Annotated in this window: 17 protein-coding genes; 9 read left to right on the top strand and 8 right to left on the bottom strand. The window is 52.1% G+C overall.

The window, feature by feature from the left end; all coding sequences use genetic code 11:
- The first annotated feature begins 63 nt into the window (after positions 1-63).
- The 8 genes from B2R48_RS20110 to B2R48_RS20075 are packed head-to-tail and all read left to right on the top strand — an operon-like array spanning position 64 to position 8,453.
- Entirely contained in the window at positions 64-627 is a 564-nt protein-coding gene (locus B2R48_RS20110; RefSeq protein WP_297003749.1) for a LolA family protein, read from the top strand.
- On the top strand, positions 627-2,930 hold the full coding sequence (locus B2R48_RS20105; RefSeq protein WP_297003748.1) for an MMPL family transporter: 2,304 nt from the start codon (positions 627-629) through the stop codon (positions 2,928-2,930). The genes B2R48_RS20110 and B2R48_RS20105 overlap by 1 nt, the downstream gene beginning before the upstream one ends.
- On the top strand, positions 2,927-4,165 hold the full coding sequence (locus B2R48_RS20100) for an NAD(P)/FAD-dependent oxidoreductase (protein WP_213473172.1): 1,239 nt from the start codon (positions 2,927-2,929) through the stop codon (positions 4,163-4,165). The genes B2R48_RS20105 and B2R48_RS20100 overlap by 4 nt, the downstream gene beginning before the upstream one ends.
- A gap of 50 nt (positions 4,166-4,215) precedes the next feature.
- Positions 4,216-4,785, top strand: coding sequence for a DUF3261 domain-containing protein (locus B2R48_RS20095; protein WP_213473174.1), 570 nt, complete (start codon positions 4,216-4,218; stop codon positions 4,783-4,785).
- Positions 4,786-4,787: 2 nt separating this feature from the next.
- A complete protein-coding gene (locus B2R48_RS20090) occupies positions 4,788-5,993 on the top strand; it encodes a beta-ketoacyl-ACP synthase (protein ID WP_213473176.1) in 1,206 nt (401 codons plus the stop codon).
- Complete coding sequence (locus tag B2R48_RS20085) at positions 5,990-6,499, top strand: hypothetical protein (RefSeq protein ID WP_213473177.1); 510 nt, start codon at positions 5,990-5,992, stop codon at positions 6,497-6,499. Before B2R48_RS20090 ends, B2R48_RS20085 begins: the two co-directional genes overlap by 4 nt.
- Positions 6,496-7,221, top strand: a complete 726-nt coding sequence (gene fabG / locus B2R48_RS20080) for a 3-oxoacyl-ACP reductase FabG (protein ID WP_297003747.1) — start codon at positions 6,496-6,498, stop codon at positions 7,219-7,221. Before B2R48_RS20085 ends, fabG begins: the two co-directional genes overlap by 4 nt.
- Positions 7,218-8,453, top strand: a complete 1,236-nt coding sequence (locus B2R48_RS20075) for a beta-ketoacyl-ACP synthase (protein ID WP_213473179.1) — start codon at positions 7,218-7,220, stop codon at positions 8,451-8,453. Before fabG ends, B2R48_RS20075 begins: the two co-directional genes overlap by 4 nt.
- A 236-nt stretch (positions 8,454-8,689) precedes the next feature.
- Here the strand turns inward: B2R48_RS20075 and B2R48_RS20070 are convergent, their stop codons facing one another.
- The 8 genes from B2R48_RS20070 to B2R48_RS20035 all read right to left on the bottom strand — a co-directional run bounded on the left by B2R48_RS20070 (position 8,690) and on the right by B2R48_RS20035 (position 17,279).
- Entirely contained in the window at positions 8,690-9,715 is a 1,026-nt protein-coding gene (locus B2R48_RS20070; protein ID WP_297003746.1) for an ABC transporter permease, read from the bottom strand.
- On the bottom strand, positions 9,712-10,452 hold the full coding sequence (locus tag B2R48_RS20065) for an ATP-binding cassette domain-containing protein (RefSeq protein ID WP_213473181.1): 741 nt from the start codon (positions 10,450-10,452) through the stop codon (positions 9,712-9,714). The genes B2R48_RS20070 and B2R48_RS20065 overlap by 4 nt, the downstream gene beginning before the upstream one ends.
- A 41-nt stretch (positions 10,453-10,493) precedes the next feature.
- Positions 10,494-11,477, bottom strand: a complete 984-nt coding sequence (locus B2R48_RS20060; RefSeq protein WP_213473183.1) for an ABC transporter permease — start codon at positions 11,475-11,477, stop codon at positions 10,494-10,496.
- Between the two features lie 3 nt (positions 11,478-11,480).
- On the bottom strand, positions 11,481-12,998 hold the full coding sequence (locus B2R48_RS20055) for a sugar ABC transporter ATP-binding protein (protein WP_297003744.1): 1,518 nt from the start codon (positions 12,996-12,998) through the stop codon (positions 11,481-11,483).
- Positions 12,999-13,098: 100 nt separating this feature from the next.
- On the bottom strand, positions 13,099-14,046 hold the full coding sequence (locus B2R48_RS20050) for a sugar-binding protein (protein WP_297003743.1): 948 nt from the start codon (positions 14,044-14,046) through the stop codon (positions 13,099-13,101).
- Positions 14,047-14,179: 133 nt separating this feature from the next.
- Positions 14,180-15,184: a Gfo/Idh/MocA family protein gene (locus B2R48_RS20045; protein WP_297003741.1), complete on the bottom strand. Its 1,005-nt coding sequence runs from the start codon at positions 15,182-15,184 to the stop codon at positions 14,180-14,182.
- 82 nt (positions 15,185-15,266) lie between these two features.
- Entirely contained in the window at positions 15,267-16,250 is a 984-nt protein-coding gene (locus tag B2R48_RS20040; protein WP_297003740.1) for a substrate-binding domain-containing protein, read from the bottom strand.
- Between the two features lie 48 nt (positions 16,251-16,298).
- Entirely contained in the window at positions 16,299-17,279 is a 981-nt protein-coding gene (locus B2R48_RS20035) for an NAD-dependent epimerase/dehydratase family protein (protein WP_297003739.1), read from the bottom strand.
- 300 nt (positions 17,280-17,579) lie between these two features.
- On the opposite strand from B2R48_RS20035, the gene B2R48_RS20030 reads away from it, so the two are divergent.
- Positions 17,580-18,632: a LacI family DNA-binding transcriptional regulator gene (locus B2R48_RS20030; RefSeq protein WP_198157143.1), complete on the top strand. Its 1,053-nt coding sequence runs from the start codon at positions 17,580-17,582 to the stop codon at positions 18,630-18,632.
- Positions 18,633-18,662 lie beyond the last annotated feature (30 nt).

The raw sequence follows: 18,662 nt of genomic DNA, 5'->3' as shown, positions 1-18,662 counted from the left end.
TTTCTTGTTCTGATCACATTGTGTGCAATCGCATTTGTCGCCCCATCGATCGGGCTTCAGACATTGCGGGCGGAAACCGCCAAACCCGCATCACTTAATCAGAATGAGTACCTCCACGGCACTTTTGAACTTGCGCGTCATCTGGACGGCTTTGAAAAACCGCTGCTGTCCCGTGGTGAGTTCGTCATATCACCGCAATCGGGTCTAATCTGGAAAACAACGTTCCCGTTTCCCGGTGTAACTGTCCTTAAGCGCGATAGAATTTATGCGATTGCCCCGAATGGTGCCCGGAACGACATGGCCAGCGGGTCGAAAACACGACAGTTCGTTAGCATGATCTCTTCGGTATTGGCTGGCGACTGGACTGGCCTAGAAGATCAGTTTGATATTCAAGAAAATGCCGAACAATCAAACAGATGGAAGACAACCCTCACCCCGCACCCTAACAGTGCAGTCACCACCCAAGTAGCCGAAATCGTGGCGTCGGGCGATATCTTTGTGCAAAACGTGACCATTGAAAAGCCGTCTTCAGATCGCGATGTCATTACATTCGACGATCAGCTGGTTGGGGAAAATCCTTTGCCAGATGAATTCGCCAAACTCTTTGCAGACAGGACAGGCGAATAATGCGCGGTGCATTTGTTTGGGGCATCTGTCTTGTCCTGTTGGCTGGCTTTTCTGTCTGGCAGTTTACCGCAGATCGGACTAAGGTGGATGCCGATTTTCTGTCATTGATTGGGCAGGAACAGGATAAGTATTCGGATGGTATCAGGGATATCGATGCGGTACGTGCACTGCTACGGGAGAATGGTCGTCAGGCGATTTTCGTGCTGTCCCATGGTGACCGTGATCAGTTGGTATCCATAGCCGAACAACTCAAAACAAAAATCTCTCAGATCGATGGCACTGAAAACATCACTCTGCCTGGGCAAAACGCCGGGCGGCTTGATGACCTCCAAAAGCTTTATGGCCCATACGCGAGCGGTCTTTTGTCGAACGATGACAGGGATACCCTTCTCAATGGTCAAGCCAAGCAACTTTACCAACGGACACTTCAGGAACTCTATTCACCAACGTCATTCTTCACCAGCACGACCTTAAAGCAGGATCCATTCCTATTGATGCCGTCATTTCTGACAAGTTTGGCGGCAAAACTCGGTTCCGGGAATGACATAGCAACCAAGAATGACCGTATTTATCTGCCGTTAATCGTGTCGCTGAAAAGCAACCAGTCCGGTGCCGCTGCAACCACTTGGGTTAATCAAACTAATCGTATCATCATGGGCGCACACCAAAATGCGCCAAAACTAAAGATCTTCAAAACGGGCCAGATATTCTTCGGCGCGGAGGAAGCATCCGCAGCAAAAAAAGACGTTCAAACCATTGCTTTGATTGCAACACTTGGGATTGCGATCCTAATCGGGCTGACCTTCTTTTCACCGATCCCGCTTATTGGCGCGATTGTGGTTGTCGGAAGCGGACTGATTGCTGGCGCAGCAGCGTTGACTGCCTTTTTCGGCACCATCCACGCCATTGCCTTGGTGTTCGGCGCGACGATGATCGGGATTTCGATTGATTATGCCCTGCATTTTCTTGTTGTTCCGGCTGGCAAAACGGGTTCGCGTGACCGTTTTAAGGTGATCCGGAATGGTCTTTCTCTGGGGCTTTTAACATCGATCATCGGCTTCGTTGCGCTTGCACTTAGCCCCACCAGTTTATTGCTGCAAATAGCCGTCTATTCAGTTGCGGGCCTGCTGTCGGCCTATTGCACGGTGAAGTTCCTTTTGCCGCTTTTCCCAGTCCGTGAGGTTCGCGAGGACGCGCCTATCGCAATCGTCCATCGCAGGCTTATGGGTGCCTTTTCGTACCTGGTTGTTTCATCGCAACTGCGCCTAATCGTAGCAGGCATGCTGATAGCCGCTCTCCCCGTGACGGTTTTTCTTGTTCCGGGTCAGGATGACATCCGTGCCCTTGGTCAAAGCAACCCGACCCTGCTTTCAGAGACCCAAACGATATCGGAAACCCTTGGTTTGGGTGGAAGCCCCGCCTTCATCCGCATTGATGGGCACAACACACAAGAGCGCCTTGAAACATCCGAGGCGGTCCGCACGGCCATCTTGCCGTTGATGGCCGATGGGATAATTGAAGGTGCAATCGCGTTGTCAGATTTTGTGCCCTCCATTGCGCGCCAAAGGGCCAATCGCGAACTGGTTATAAACAACCTATACCGGCCATTCGCACCAGCATTGGCTGACGCTTTGCAAACTCCCATCAATGCGCCGGATTTAGACGCTCCCTACCTTACTCCAGATAAGATCGGCGATACCTTGCCAGAGCTGACAACTCTTCAAGCTGGCACCTCAGATATCATTCGATTGCGTGGCGTCACCGATGGCACCGCGGTTGCCGCCGTGCTCAAACCTTTTGAACATGCCCGCTTTATCAATCCGCCCGAAACGATCAGTGCACAGTTCGCCGAGTACCGTTATTGGGCTTATATTGCACTAGGCGCAGTTCTCCTGATCGCACTGCTGCTGGCATCGCTTCGCTTTGGCCTTGCCAAAGGACTTCGTGTCTTTTCCGCCCCTGCTGGTGCGGTTCTGTTTGCGCTTATTGGTGGAACTGTGTTTGGGGTCCCGATCAGCTTCTTTACGACAATGGCAATGTTTCTCGTCTTTGCAATTGGCGCGGACTACGTCCTTTTCCTGAGCGAAGGAAAAGACCGAGAGCAAGCAGAAAATACCCAACTTGCTGTATTTCTGTCGCTGATTAGTAGCGTCCTCGCGTTTGGCCTTTTGGCGACCAGTTCAGTCCCATTGGTCAGCGATATCGGCACGGTTATAGCGTTCGGATTGGTTGGCGCATGGTTCCTTGCCTTTTGGATGACAGCACCCGCCAATCCCACGACAAGAAGAGGACACGCAAATTGAAACAGGATTGCGATATCGCCGTCATTGGTGCCGGTCCAGCTGGCAGTACAGTTGCAAAACTGCTTCACGACGCAGGCCTTCATGTCACAGTACTTGAGGCACAGGAATTTCCGCGCTTTGTGATCGGCGAGAGTTTGCTACCAAATTGCATGAATGTACTTGAACGGGCGGGCTTTGTACCCGCCCTTGAAGAAGCGGGGTTCCAGCATAAGAACGGCGCTGTTTTCGAGTGTGGCCCGAAATATCGCACCATCGATTTTCGCCAAAACTTCGAGACAACTGGCTGGGGGACGACCTACCAGGTAAAGCGCGCTGAGTTCGATCATATCTTGGCAAACGAAACAGCAAGCGCTGGTGTTGACCTGCGATTTGGCCACAAGGTTACAGCAGTACGGGCCTCAGATGGTAATTGTCTGATCACGTATCAGGATAAAGCAGGTGTGACAGGTGAATTGCAGGCTGGTTTTATTGTCGATGCCAGTGGGTATGGCCGCGTTTTGCCGAAACTTCTGGGACTTTCCCGTGCGCCCCAATCGATTTCCCGCCGCGCAGTGTTTACCCATGTAAAGGACCGCATCGACGACCCCGGTTATGACCGTGATAAAATCCTGATTACTGTTCATCCTGACCGTCATGATATCTGGTACTGGCTGATCCCGTTCTCAGATGGCACTGCTTCTGTTGGGGTCATCTATCCGGATGGCGACCCTGAATTTTCAGGTATGAACGAGCAGGACGTCTTTCATCGCCTGATATCGGAAACACGCCTTGGCCAGATGCTTGCCAATGCGGAACCAACCCGACAACTGCAATCAATCGCCGGGTACAGTGCGGAGTCAGAAAATCTGTGTGGTGACGGGTACGTATTGCTTGGCAATGCGGCCGGTTTCCTTGATCCGGTATTTTCATCAGGGGTTACAATTGCACTGCATTCTGCGGAATTGGCCGCTGATATGTTGATCGCACGCCATCAGGGACGTACCGACATCGACTGGGATACGGGATTTGCCAAGCCGTTGGCACATGGCGTCGAAACCTTCAGGTCCTATGTCAATGCATGGTATGACGGCCGTCTGCAGACAATTATTTTTGAACAACCAGATGATGATTTCCAATTGAAACGTATGGTCGTTTCCATCTTGGCAGGTTATGCATGGAATATGGAAAACCCACTGGTGGCCAAAACCGACCGTTATCTTGAGATGTTGCACGACCTATGCACTCCCGCATCCTGAAATCCGCTATGATTGTGGCCTGCGTGTTGGGCTTGTCCGCTTGCGAAGCAATGAACCTGCCTCAGGTATCGCTGCCTAATGTATTTTCAGGTGATACCGGACATCAGGTTGCCCTGGCAGAAGGACTTGATTTCACGCTGCCGACAGCCCCCTGGGACGAAGACGAAACAATTGATGTTGCCCAGCAGGTTGAAGCAATATGGGACACCCAAACCCAATCCGGCACTGCAACCTTTCAGGGACGCATCAATATTCAGCCTGATCACGCACGGATTGTCATGATTGATAACCTCGGCCGCCGGGCTATTGAAATAGATTGGACGCCGCAGGATATCATGATCCGGAAGGCGAACTGGCTGCCGCAAGAATTTGATACCAAACGACTTCTTGCCGATATCGTCATGACCTATTGGCCACTTGATGCGGTTGAGGACGCCCTGCCCGACAATATGTCGGTTCATGAAGGATTTGGTGAAAGAACAATTCGCCTTAACGATACGGGCCGCAAATACGCCACCATTGAACGCCCGATCAAAGACGTCTGGCAAGGACAAGCTAAGCTTGAAAACCAGCATTTCAAGTATCGCATCAAGATCAATTCGCTACGGACCGGGACTTAACGATGGCCCGGTACACATCCTATTTGTCATCGCTTGGCATCATTTCCGCGCTGGGAAATGGTAAGGCTGAGACGACCGCGACCCTTACGGGACGCAGAACGGCTGACATGATAAAACGCAGCGGATTTTTACCAAACCGTGACGCCATTCTTGGCACGGTTACGGCAGATCTGCTAGCGCTGCCGTCTCAACTCTCAGAACATGACACCCGCAACAATCGTCTTCTTTGGGCCGCCGCAAGCCAAATCAGGGATAGCATTGATGAACTGATTGCATGTTATGGCCGGCAAAGGATTGGGGTTCTGGTCGGGACCAGCACCTCCGGGATCGAAGAAGGCACAAACTCTTATCAGCACCGCATCGAAACCGGGCAATTTCCCGATACTTTCCGTTATGGACACCAGGAAATAGGGTCCCCGTCTGCATTTCTGAGAGATGCATTTCACCTTATGGGGCCCGCCTACTCCATTTCCGCGGCCTGCTCATCGAGTGCAAAGGCTTTTTCATCAGGCGTTCGATTATTAAGGGCCGATATTTGCGATGCGGTTCTTGTCGGAGGCGTTGACAGTTTGTGTCGGTTGACGGTCGGCGGGTTTGATACGCTTCAATCGCTGTCCATGTCGGTGTGCAACCCCATGAGCCGGAACCGCGACGGCATCAATATCGGCGAAGGTGCAGCCCTGTTTATTCTGCGCAAAGATGCTGGCGATATCGAATTACTTGGCGTTGGTGAAAGCTCGGACGCTTATCACCCCAATGCGCCGCACCCGGATGGCGTCGGTGCCGCACGTGCCATGCAAGCAGCCCTAAACAATGCAGACCTGACAGCAGAAGATATCGCCTATATTAACCTTCATGGCACGGCGACATCCCTCAACGATGTCATGGAAGCGAAAGCTGTAAAAGAAGTTCTGGGCGACAATGTTCCAGCAAGCTCGACCAAACCCCTGACCGGGCACAGCTTGGGGGCAGCTGGCGCAATCGAAGCTGCCATTCTTTGGCTATCGCTTAGTGAGAACGCAACCGGCGCACCGCTACCGCAGCATCTTTGGGATGGCGAACGGGATGATGATATTCCAGAACTGTGTCTTGTCGGTGAAGGTCAATCCTTAGCGCCGCGTGATCGGCTGGCCATGATGAGCAACTCATTTGCCTTTGGCGGCAGTAACGTCTCTGTCATCCTTGGAAAGGGATGGACGACATCATGACCAACCTATCAAAGCACTGTGCATCTGCGTTGCCCCCGGTCCGAGAACTGGTTATGCATGCCGCGCCAATGCTGTTGATCGACCGTGCCGTTGCTGCTGACGAAACGTCAATGACAGTTGAAGTCGATATCACTGCCAAAAGCATGTTCCATGTTTCTGACAAAGGCGTGCCGGGCTATGTCGGGATTGAATATATTGCCCAAACTGTTGCGGCCTATAGCGGGTGGCGGGCAAAAAACGTAAATGCGGACGCAACGCCACGCGTCGGATACCTTCTTGGGTCGCGCAAGGTCACAATGTCACGCACCTGGTTTCCGGTTGGCAGCACGCTGTCGGTTCATATACGTAACATCTTCGAAGATGGTGAAATGGGTGTGTTTGACGGGGAAATACGATTGGGCGAGGAAATGCTTGTCGCAGCACGTATCAATGTATATCAGCCCAACGACAATGAAACATCTTTGACATCATCTTCGGACAACAAACAAGAAGCTACAGACCAATGACCAAGACCATATTGGTAACGGGCGCCAGCAAAGGTATTGGCGCAGCAACAGCACGGCGTCTTGCCAAAGACGGATTCGACATCGTTCTTCATTACAATTCGGACCGAGAGGGTGCCGCGGCTGTTGCACAGGATGTTGTTGCATCCGGTGTTGAGGCGCGCCTGTTGCAGTTTGATATCTCGAAGCGTGATGCGACACGTGAAGTTCTGGAAAACGATATCGCCGAAAATGGCGCACCATATGGCATAGTCCTCAATGCCGGGGTTACACGTGATGCTCCTTTCCCTGCCTTGGAAGATGACGACTGGGACAGCGTTCTTCACACCAACCTTGATGGTTTTTACAACGTAATCAAACCACTATTGATGCCGATTATCCAACGACGCCAAGGTGGACGCATCGTGGCCCTGACATCAATTGCAGGCATTGCAGGCAACCGCGGCCAGGTAAATTACGCGGCCTCCAAAGCCGGGATTATCGGAGCCGTCAAGTCCCTCGCCCTTGAACTGGCGAAACGTAAAATCACGGTCAATGCTGTCGCTCCTGGGGTTATCGAAACACAAATGACCGGCGACCTACCCGAAGACGAGGTCAAGGCAATGATCCCAATGCGCCGCTACGGAACGACCGATGAAATTGCTGGGACGATCGCATTCCTCTGCAGTGAAGATGCGTCCTATATCACCCGTCAGGTCATCAGTGTGAATGGGGGCATGCTATGACCCGCCGCGTCGTCGTTACCGGAATGTCAGGCATCACTGCACTTGGCAATGATTGGCAAACCATCAAGGAGCATATGCAGGCAGGAAAAACAGGTGTCGTGCGGATGTCTGAGTGGGATGATAAATATGACCTACGTACTCGCCTTGCTGCACCGGTAAAGGACTTCTCTCTCAAAGGCCGTTTTAACCGCAAACAGCTGCGCAGCATGGGGCGTGTCGCCCAGATGGCCGTTGCAGCGACCGACGATGCCCTTGAAATGGCTGGTTTGCGTGACGATACGGCCCTGTTTGAAGGTGGGCGGCTCGGCATTGCATACGGGTCATCATTCGGCAGCACGCCGCCAGTCCTTGGCTTCACGCGCCTGATGGAACATGGCGATAGCAACGCGATTACCGCGACCAGCTACATCCAGATGATGAGTCACACAACTGCGGTCAATATCGGTGTCCTATACGGGATTACGGGACGGATCATTCCAACCTCGACCGCTTGCACTTCTGGCAGCATGGGGATCGGATATGCTTACGAGACAATCAAATACGGCAAGCAGGATGTCATGATTGCTGGTGGCGCCGAAGAACTATGTCCTACCATGGTGGCCGTGTTTGATACACTGTTTGCAACCAGCGTCAACAACGACACGCCAGAAGCGACACCCCGTCCTTATGACGTCAAACGTGACGGACTGGTGATTGGTGAAGGTGCGGGCACGCTGATCCTTGAAGAATACGAACATGCCAAAGCACGTGGAGCAAAAATTCTGGGGGAGATTTCTGGGTTTGCGACCAATTCGGATGGCTCGCACATAACGCACCCAGCCAGTCAGACAATGGCGCGCGCCCTTCAAGGTGCCCTTGATGACGCTGAGCTCTCAGGCTATGACATTGACATTGTCAGCGGCCATGGAACAGCAACAGACCATGGAGACATCGCCGAAAGTGAAGCGACCAGAACTGTGTTCGACCGGGCCGTCCCGATACACACCCTTAAGGGGCATTTTGGCCACAGCCTTGGTGCTTGCGGCGCGATTGAAGCGTGGCTGGGACTGGAAATGATGCGTGAACGTAATTTTATCCCCACAGCAAACCTGTCACAGGTCGATCCAGCATGTGCGGAGCTGGACTACATTTCAGCTAGCTCCAGAAACATCCATGCCGAACATTTGATGAGCAACAATTTTGCATTTGGCGGCATCAACACGTCGCTTATATTTAAGTACGAAGGCTACTAAGAAGCTGCACCAAGTCGCAAAAAAGTGCAACGCGCCCGTATTTCGATCAAAAATCTCAACTGTTGCGTCTATGATTAATGTGACACTAAAGAGAAATACTTTACAGTCACTTAGGCGAACGCCAGAAAAGCAACGGTTTTCGTAGGAAGTCACTTTGACAAATAATTAGTACCAATGAGCAACACCCCAGTTATTACGTGTTCTGATTAACTTCCATCTCGTAACATCTGTTTTATCTACACTTTCTTCTGTCTGAAGCGATCAAATGCGACGGCGATAACAATAAATGACCCGACAAACGTTCCCTGCCAGAATGTGCTGATACCCAGCAAAATAAGGCTGTTGCGGATTACTTCTATCAACAACGCACCAACGACCGCGCCAAACGCTGTGCCACCACCTCCGGCCAGATTGGCACCGCCGATAACAGCAGCAGCAATCACGGTCAACTCCATCGCCTGCCCGAGATTGGTCGTCACACCCCCAAGCCAACCAACTTCGAGGACACCGGCAATACCCGCCATCAGTGCGGAGAACATATAAACACTGACCTTAATGCGTGCGACAGGAATCCCGGTCAGAACAGCCGCATTCTCATTGCCCCCGATGGCGAACAAATGTTGCCCCCAACGCAAATGCCGAAATGCGAAGGCTGTGAGACACGCCAGGATAATCATGATGATCAGCGGATGCGGAAGGCCGAAAGTTGCACCACCCCCAAGCCAGAGCAAGAAATCGTGATCTGGCCCAAACTCGTAGATCATCTTGTTGTCAGATAGAACCATCGCCAGGCTACGCGCGACAGATAACATCCCGAGGGTCACGACAAATGGCGGCATTTTCGCATAAGCGATCAGTACGCCATTAACTGCGCCGACCAGAAGCGAAACGGCTAGCGCTGCAATGCAGCCGGCCCAAAACGGCATTCCGGCCGACATTATGACACTCACAGTCATGGCAGAAATTACCAAGGTCGACCCAACTGACAGATCAATGCCACCTGATGCGATGACTGCGGTCATTCCAAGCGCAATAATCCCAACAAATGCAAAGTTGCGCGTCACGTTAAAAAGGTTTCGCTCTGTCGCAAAACTGTCGGTGAGCACGGTAAGAGCCAAACAGGCGAACACCGCCGCCAAAAAAACCCAGAAAATCTGCTGATTGACGATCCTGGCGGTCCAACCATGGTGCTGGGAACGGTTTATAACGTCAGCAAGAGATGGATTTGCCATGTTTATTGTTCCTTTCTTAAACCCACTCATGCGCTTTCAATTGCCCCCGTAATAAGGCCCGTAATTTCTTCTGGCGATGACGCCGAGGCTTTTTTGTTGGCGACGAGTTCCCCACGCCTGAGAACCACAACCTTGCTGGCGACGTCAAAAACATCGGGCATACGATGGCTGATCAGGACAACAGCAATTCCATGATCACTCAGTTGCCGTATAAGGTTAAGAACCTCCGCCACCTGGCGCACGGAAATCGCTGCGGTTGGCTCGTCCATCAGGACAATTTTTGCATCGCTCAGAAGTGTCCTTGCAATCGCAACAGCCTGCCGCTGGCCACCGGACATTTTGTGTACCAAATCTCGCGGTCGGGTTTCGGACTTCAGACGGGCAAACAGCTCTGCTGACCGCTTGCGCATGAATGCATAGTCAACGATCTTGATCGGACCAATTTTTCTGGTGGGTTCACGCCCCAGAAACACGTTTGAAGCAGCACTCATATTATTACAGATCGCAAGATCCTGATAAACGACCTCAATGCCTGCTTTCTGCGCATCCAGTGGTTTATGAAACGCCATTTTCTGGTCAGAGATAAAAACATCCCCGGAAGTCGGGGCAAAGTTGCCCGCGATGACCTTTACCAGGGTGGACTTGCCGGCGCCGTTATCTCCCATCAGCCCAACCACTTCACCTGGCTCAATAGCAAGCGACACATTATTGAGCGCCTGTATGGCACCATAACGTTTGGATATGTTTCTAAGCTCCAGAACGCTCATGATTTCCCCTCCTCTACGCAATCCCGTCAACTGACGGCCGGCTATTGTTTTTGCAGCAGACCCAACGCACGCTCGGTGTTCTTGCGGCTGCGATAGGCCGCGAATTGCTGATCGGCCAAGACCCCCATCAGGATCACCGCGCCCATGACCGCAAAGTTCAGCGAGGATGGAATTCCGAGCAAATTCACCAGGTTTTGCAGTTCCTGAAGCAAGACCGCCCCCAGGACGATACCGATAACAGACCCTTCGCCGCCGCGTAGTGAACATCCGCCCAAAACAGCCGCCGCAATAGCGTAAAGCTCATAAAAGTTGCCATGCGATGACGGCTGTACGGATTTAGTAAACATTGCGAAATATATCGCCGCAATCGAGGCCAATACGGCGCAAATGACATACGCGGCAATGGTGACAAAACGGGTATTTATGCCCGAGAACCGCGCCGCTTCCTCGTTCTTGCCAACGGCACATAGGTGCCGCCCAAACACTGTATGATGCAACACGACCCACATCACAGCGGCAACAATCAGCATTGCCAGGAATGAGTGAGGAACACCAAAGCTCCGACCGATTGTCAGCCATTCAAGTTGTGGATAGCTGGAGCCAAACGGGAACCCGGCAGTCGATTCAGCGGTGTAACCACGTGCAATCCCGCGATAAATCAACAGGCCGCACAATGTCACGACAAAGGGTTGGAGCCTGAACCGTGTAATCAGTATGCCGTGCGCAAGACCGATCAGCACACCCAAGCCGATGGTAATTGCCACTGCAGCGGGCCATGGCACGCCAAATTCGCCGACCATGTCGACAAACAAGACCCCGAGCAAGGCAATAACAGAACCAACCGAAAGGTCGATCCCTCCGGTCATGATGACAAAACCCTGCCCGATGGCAAACAGTCCAAACAGACCAATCAGGTTCGCAGTATTTCCGAGGTTAATTGGCGAGAGAAACAAGGGGTTACGCATATAGACAATCGCGCCAACCACAATAATCAGAACCCCAAGACCAATATCTTTTTTCTGCATTTTTCAGGCCTCTTCCAGCACTTTGCCGACGGCAAGGTTAAGCACGTTACTCTCGGAGAACCTGAGCCGAGGTAACTCGCCGGTAATAACCCCGTCTTTCATCACGACAATGCGGTCTGACACCCCGATCACCTCTTCCATATCGCTCGATATCATCATCACCCCTACTCCGCGATCCGCCAGAGATCGCATCAATCCATAAATCTCGGCTTTCGCGCCGACATCAATTCCCCGGGTCGGCTCATCAAAAATGATGACCTTTGGATTCATGGAAAGCCATTTTGCCAAAACAACTTTTTGCTGGTTCCCGCCCGACATTTCGCTGGCCGCACTGCGTACATCGTGCGTCTTGATGCCCAGTGCCTTGCGTTGGGCTTCGGCAACTGCCATCTGCCGCCGCTGAGAAACGATGCCATGGGTTGTGTACGCCGGAAGGCTTGCCATTGTGACATTTTCAAGCGTCGGAAATTCCAGGATCAAGCCCGCCCGTTTGCGATCTTCCGGCACAAGATAAAGTCCTGCCGCGATCGCGTCTGAGGGCGACTTGATCTCCAACGTCGCTCCATCAAGCGAAATCTCGCCACCAAGTTTTTCGCCAGCACCGAATATCGCTTCGGCCAAATCTGTGCGCCCTGCCCCGATCAACCCTGCAACACCAAGAATTTCGCCAGCCATCAGGTCGAAACTGGCTGTGTGATCCGGCTTGCTTTTGATCGATAGGTTTTTGACAGAGAGGATTGGCTTGGTCGCGGGTGCTGCGGGCGGTGTGTAAAGCGATTTAAGGTCTCGCCCGATCATCATGCGGATCATGGCATCATGTGTTACTTCTTCGCGCGCCAGTCCTCCCACATTTCGACCGTCCCGCAAGACAACCGCGCGATCCACGCATTCCTCCACTTCGCTTAAACGATGCGAAATATAGACAACGGCAATCCCTTGCGTCTTAAGGTCCGCAATGACCTTTAAAAGCATGTTGGTTTCCGAAAGCGTCAGGCTTGACGTTGGCTCGTCCATGATGACAAGACGCGCATTCACAGACAAAGCCTTGGCAATTTCAAGCAACTGACGCTCTGCCAACGACAATGTCGAAACCATTGTTTCTGGTTTAAACGGCGCACCAACACGTTCAAGAAGCGGTCGCGCAAGATCATTCATCGCTTTTCGGTCAGTCAACCGAAGCGGTCCACGCACTTTTTCACGCCCCAGAAAGATGTTTGCAGAAACATCCATGTTGTCGAAAACGTTCAGTTCCTGATGGACAAACGCAATCCCGGCTTGTTGAGATTGCTTGACGTCAAACCCGTCATACTCCTGACCATCCAGAATGATCTTTCCCGAAGTCGGGGCAATCAGCCCACCAAGGATCTTCATCAAGGTCGATTTGCCAGCCCCGTTTTCACCCAGAAGTCCAATAACTTCGCCTGCTTTGATCTGCAAAGAAACATCATCAAGGGCAACCACGCCGGGATAAACCTTGGTGACATCTTCAAGTCGCAGATCAAGCTCATGCACTGCACTCATTATATTCGTCTCCCCAATGTCAATTCGACATCATTAGAAAGGTGCGAGCGGGCGCACTCGCAGATTAACTGCACCCGCTCGCTAGGCAGGGGGAAGAAAATTACCCGCCTATTCTTTCCTTAACGACGGCTTCGAACTCATCAACATTGGATTTGTCGATAACTTTGGTCGGCACGATAATCAGACCATCATCGGGAATCTTGGAGGTGTCGCCTTCAAGGTAATCCGCCATCAGATGCATACCCTGATATCCCCACTGATAAGGGTCCTGCACGACAGTTCCGGCAAAACTGCCCTCGCGGACGGCGCCAAGCGTTACAGGGTCTTCATCAAAGGCGATAACAGTGACCTGTCCCAATTTTCCGGCAGCCTGCAACGCTTCGTAAATTTTGGGGGGATTGTAGGAATAGAACCCGACCATGCAGTCGATATCCGGATTTGCAGCAAGCACATCATCGACATTTGAGCGCGCGCGTGCAAAGTCGACATCATCACCCCGGACATCGACAAGCTCAATGCCACTGCCCTCAACGGCTTCACGGAAACCAGCAATGCGTTCAATTGCGTTGTCTGCACCAAGGAAACCGACAAAGCCCATGCATTTGCCACCATCAGGCATGGCTTTGACGGCGACTTCGCCAGCCTGGATACCTGCGGCAACGTTCGAAGACCCAAGATAGGAAATGCGATCACTTTGCGGTGCATCACTATCGGTGGTGAAAAGCGGAACCTGACCAGCGATACGGTTGAACGCATCAATGGAGTTTTTCGGGTCTGCCGAAGAGATCATGATCGCGTCAGTACCCCCTGCGACCAAATCGTCCATCAAGGCATTCTGCAGTGCAGCCGTGCCTTGCGCCGGATAACGGAATTGCAGCTCGTATTCCGGCAATTCGGCTTGCGCAGCCTCTACGCCGGCTTCTGCAAGTTTCCAGAAATCCGATGCTGCATTCACGACGAATGCGAGCTGTTGTTTTTCTTGTGCAAGCGCTCCGCCAGCCAAAACCACTGACAGACCAAGCGTTGCGAAGGTCGTTGCTATTTTCATGCGTTTAATCCTCCCGATTATTGAACCGCAGCACTATTTTATGAATTATCTGTGCGGATATTTATTAATAATATCATTAATAAATCCGGATCAAGTGCTTTTAACCACTAATTGTTTAAGTAGATGGTTTTAATCACACATTGATCCACTTTTTTTGATCTTCGCTGGCGAAAACCGCGTCCAAAACACGCATCGACGCAATGGAATCCGCAATGCCGTAAGGCAATGCGGTACCTGTAAGGATTGCCTGGGAAAACTGCTCGGCCTGTTCGGTGTATTGATCGCACGCTGGCAATATCTCACAGCCTGCAAGGCTGCCGTCGAGACTTTGACCATCATCAATAACCACGGCCGTTTCTTCGCCTGCCGGCGCGTTATATGGGATCATAATTTCGGCGCGCGCCTTTGTGCCAAGGACATTTAACGTCTGATATGGACACAATTGCGTGGAAACAACGAAAGACAGCTGCCGCCCGCGGCCAAAGTCCGCCACGACACTTGCCATTCGGTCTGTCTTGAATTCCGGGTCCCTGTCGATCAGAGCCATCACCTGTACGGGCTCGTTTTCAAACAGAAACCGCCCCGCAGTAATTGGATAGCACCCGATATCCATCATCGCCCCACCCCCGGCATCTGGGCGATTGCGAATATCCGAACCGTCAGTGTTAAAGTAGCTGAAAGCCGCCTGAATAGCCCTTACCTCTCCCAGCTCTCCGCTCCTGACCAAATCGCGGACTCGAAGCCACTGCGGGTGATAGCGAACCATGAACGCCTCTGCGATCAGAACGTTATCCGGACATTGCAGAAGGCGCCGTGCGTCGTCTGTATTCAATCCAATTGGCTTTTCACACAACACATGCTTTCCTGCCCGGGCCGCTGCGAGGGTCCAATCCACATGCATATGATTTGGCAAAGGGTTGTAGATCGCATCTATTTCCGGATCTGCGATCAAGGCCTCATAAGAAGCATAGGATTTTTGAATTCCAAGATCATTGGCTGCCCTTGCCGACCGACCAGCATTGCGCGATGCAATCCCCAAGACATTTGAAGAACTGGACTTCTGGATTGCAGGAATAACCTTTTCCAACCCGATCTTGGCCGTTGAAAGAATACCCCAGTTGATTTTTCGCTTTGTCACGCCTATTGCCTGTCCCGTCTGAATTTCGATAAAGATTGGGCCGGATCCATAGGAACCCGGCCCTGATTACACTACCTGAGCATCAATTATCCGCGCAGAAGCCCGGATCTGACTGATTGCAAATATCCAATCCCGTAAAGAGCGGGTCATCTACCTTTTTGCCATTGATCAGCTCGATCATGACATCAGGGGCGCGATAGCCCATTTCAAACGGGCGCTGACCAACCTGCGCATGGCTGCGGCCGTCCCTGAAGGCCTGCGTCTGCGGCGGAAGCGTATCCCCGGCAATCAGGATCAATTCCTTGGACTTCAGCCGATCCATGACCTGATCTGTAACCTGGGCATACGCCTGTGGCGCGAACTGCGCCCAACCACCAATAAGGATAAAGGCATCCAGATCCGGGTTGGCCGTGAATGTATCGGCCATTTGCTGGTTTGCGAGATCAACCTGATCGTTTGTAAAGACCGGGCACCCATCGACTTCCGTCCAGCCATTGCTGTTATCAAGACGTTCAGTGCCCTTCACGCCTGAGATCGTGTCACGAAAGCCGGCCGCCCGTGCATTGATGTTGTCTGCCGCAACGTTCCCAAGCTGCAAGCAAACGGATCCGCCATCCGGCTTCAGGGTCATGGCTTCTTCGGCCATCTTGACACCCATCAGATAGTTATCTGTCCCCAGATAAGTCGCACGCAAATCGCGATCTTTTTCAAGAAAGTCCGCATCAATCGTCATCACAGGGACATCCGGGTTGATCTGACGAATGCGGTTAGCCATTGCGGGCGCATTTGATGGCGAAATTGCGATGGCGGCAACGCCACGGGTTAGCAGATCGTCAACGATCTGAACTTCGCCAGCCTCATCCGCACTGGATGCCGGCCCGGTATAGAAGCACTCATATTCAGACTCCTTGTTCTCCGACAACCACTGCTGACAACCAAGGTTGATTTGTTCAAAAAACGGGTTATCCAAGCCTTTGACTACGATAGCCAATGTCTTTTTGTCATTGGCATTTGCAGCACCAACACCTGTCGCAAGAATGAGCGCAGATGTGAGAGTTAGTAACATTTTATGTTTCACGTTTAGCTCTCCCTAGTTGGTCTGGCCCGGAGTTGATTACCCCGGATACCAGATTTTCCGAGGATCGCCCGGGCTTCTCTCGTATGACCAGGCCCGCTCGATCATTCCCTCGAAATCTACTTGCGGACGCCAACCAAGGGCGGATCGTGCCTTGGTGTTGTCCAGCCAGTTGCTATGAAACGGTGTGGGGATTTCGACGGCTTCCATACCCCGTGTCCGAACGAGGTAATCCGCCACTTGCGCATAATCGACCGGCTCATCCATAGCGATATTGAAAAGCTCTTGCATCGCCGCGGGATGATCGATGGCAGCAATCAACGCAGCAACGAGGTCATCGACATGCACAAAATTGCGTTTAAGTGGCGCCCCCGTCCTGTCACGCATCAGCGGCACAAAGTTGCCTTTTCCAAGGCGCGCGGCCTTGTCTGCACTCATAAGGTCGCTCCAGACCGGGCCACCAAACTGATCAGGCCCGAATGAAAGCGCATACCTGAAATCATCTTTCTCCATGATCCAGGGCGCGCGCAAAACGGTGCCATTTAGGCCATACTGGATTTGATATTGCTCAATCATGACCTCTTCGAGCACCTTGGTCAGCGCATAGCACCCGCTATAGGCTTTCCTCGGCGAGGTTTCCGTGATGGGCTCCGGGTATTCTTTGAAAATGTGCCCGACAGAACAGTCCCCTCCGATCAAAACAAACTGCTTGAATGTCGGTGACTGGCGTGCCGCTTCAAGCAGCAAGAACATGCCCTTGATCGCGACATCAATCACAAGCTCGGGGCTTTCTTTTACCGCGGCCATATGAAGAACGTGGGTTACGCCATCCATTGCACGCGCAATGGTCTCAGGATCAGAGAGAGAACCGTTGATGACCTCTATCCGACCGTCCGTTTCGACCTTTCGGTTGTGACACAGTGCCACAACGCTGGCGGACGAATATTGCTCGCAACCAAGAAACGTCGCCAGAAACGCCTTGCCGACCTTTCCCGTCGCACCCGTAACCAAAATCTTCATTAATCATCCTCCCTATTGAATTAATAATATTAATTAATATTTTTAAGTCAAGTGACCTATCGAACGTCTCGTCGATAAATTTATTAGCTTCCGCAATTAATAAATATCGTGGCTGAATCGCCTGACGGGTTGTTTTGATCAACCTGAACAGGTATTACCAATGACGATTTGAACGGGTAGGCATTCACCAAACCATTCAATTTGCGGACCTAATAGCTGTGTTTGTCGGCGGCTTCTCAATCACCTGACACAATCACTGCAAACAATCGCTTGGCAAAAAGACCAGAGGCAGAAAAGTCTATGTCGCAAAACAAACATTACGGTGGAAACAAGCGCCCCACGATGATGGATGTCGCTGCAATGGCGGGCGTGTCGCAAGCTACTGTTTCGCTGGTCCTGAATGGCAGCCCGGCTAAACTGACCGAAGCAACAAAGCAGCGCGTGATCGATTCTGCCGTCAAACTCGGTTACCAGCTTGTTCGCCGGGAAAGCCAAGTCACGCAGACCAGCAAATCACGTTCGACAATCATCTTTATCGCCGATGAGATCAGCACAGATCCCTGGATGGCGCTGGCTTTTGAAGGCGCCCACAACAAGGCGCTGGAGTACGGCATCAATGTCTGTCTGGCCGTCAGCCATGGTAACGCCAACATCGAAGCCAGCATCGTCAACCAGATGGCAGGCTCGAACGTTATTGGCTTTATCTACGGCACCATCCTGACAAGATTGGTGGAATTGCCCCCGGTTCTGTCGCAGAAACCGACTGTTTTGGCCAATTGCTATGACAGCACCCGCACCCTTCCGTCTGTGTTGCCCGGTGACTTGCTTGGTGGACGGGCCGCGACTGAACGGCTTATTCGCGCGGGGCGCAAGCGCATCGCAATCATTAATGGCCAGAAAGGTGTTGATGCGTCGCGTGATCGCTTGAAAGGATATCGACAAGCGCTTGCCAGTAACGACATCCCGTTCGACTCAACCCTTGTGCGCCCTGGTAACTGGGAACCCTCCACCGGCTATTCGATGACCCACGAACTTATGGCACTGGACAATCCACCAGATGCGATTTTCTGCGCAAACGATTTGATGGCACTTGGGTGTTTTGATGCCTTGCGCGAACTTGGGTTAAGCATCCCGGATGATGTTGCGGTAATCGGATTCGATGATCGGGAGATTGCACAACATACGCACCCTCCCCTCACAACGCTTATTCTCCCGCACTATGAGATGGGTGAAATTTGCGCGGAACTTCTTATCGACAGTGTCGGGGGACTTTTGGCATCTCCGAATCAGATCAAAGTCGAATGCATGTTGGTTGAACGCGATTCTGTTGAACCCAACCCCAATTCGGAATGATCGCGGGCCCACTGCAGAGTGTATTTTCTT

The organism is Thalassospira sp. UBA848 (genome assembly GCF_002295455.1).
In the GTDB taxonomy this organism is placed as follows: Bacteria; Pseudomonadota; Alphaproteobacteria; order Rhodospirillales; family Thalassospiraceae; genus Thalassospira.
Note: the sequence above shows the minus strand (reverse complement) of the source record. Positions and strands in the feature narration are given on the sequence as shown.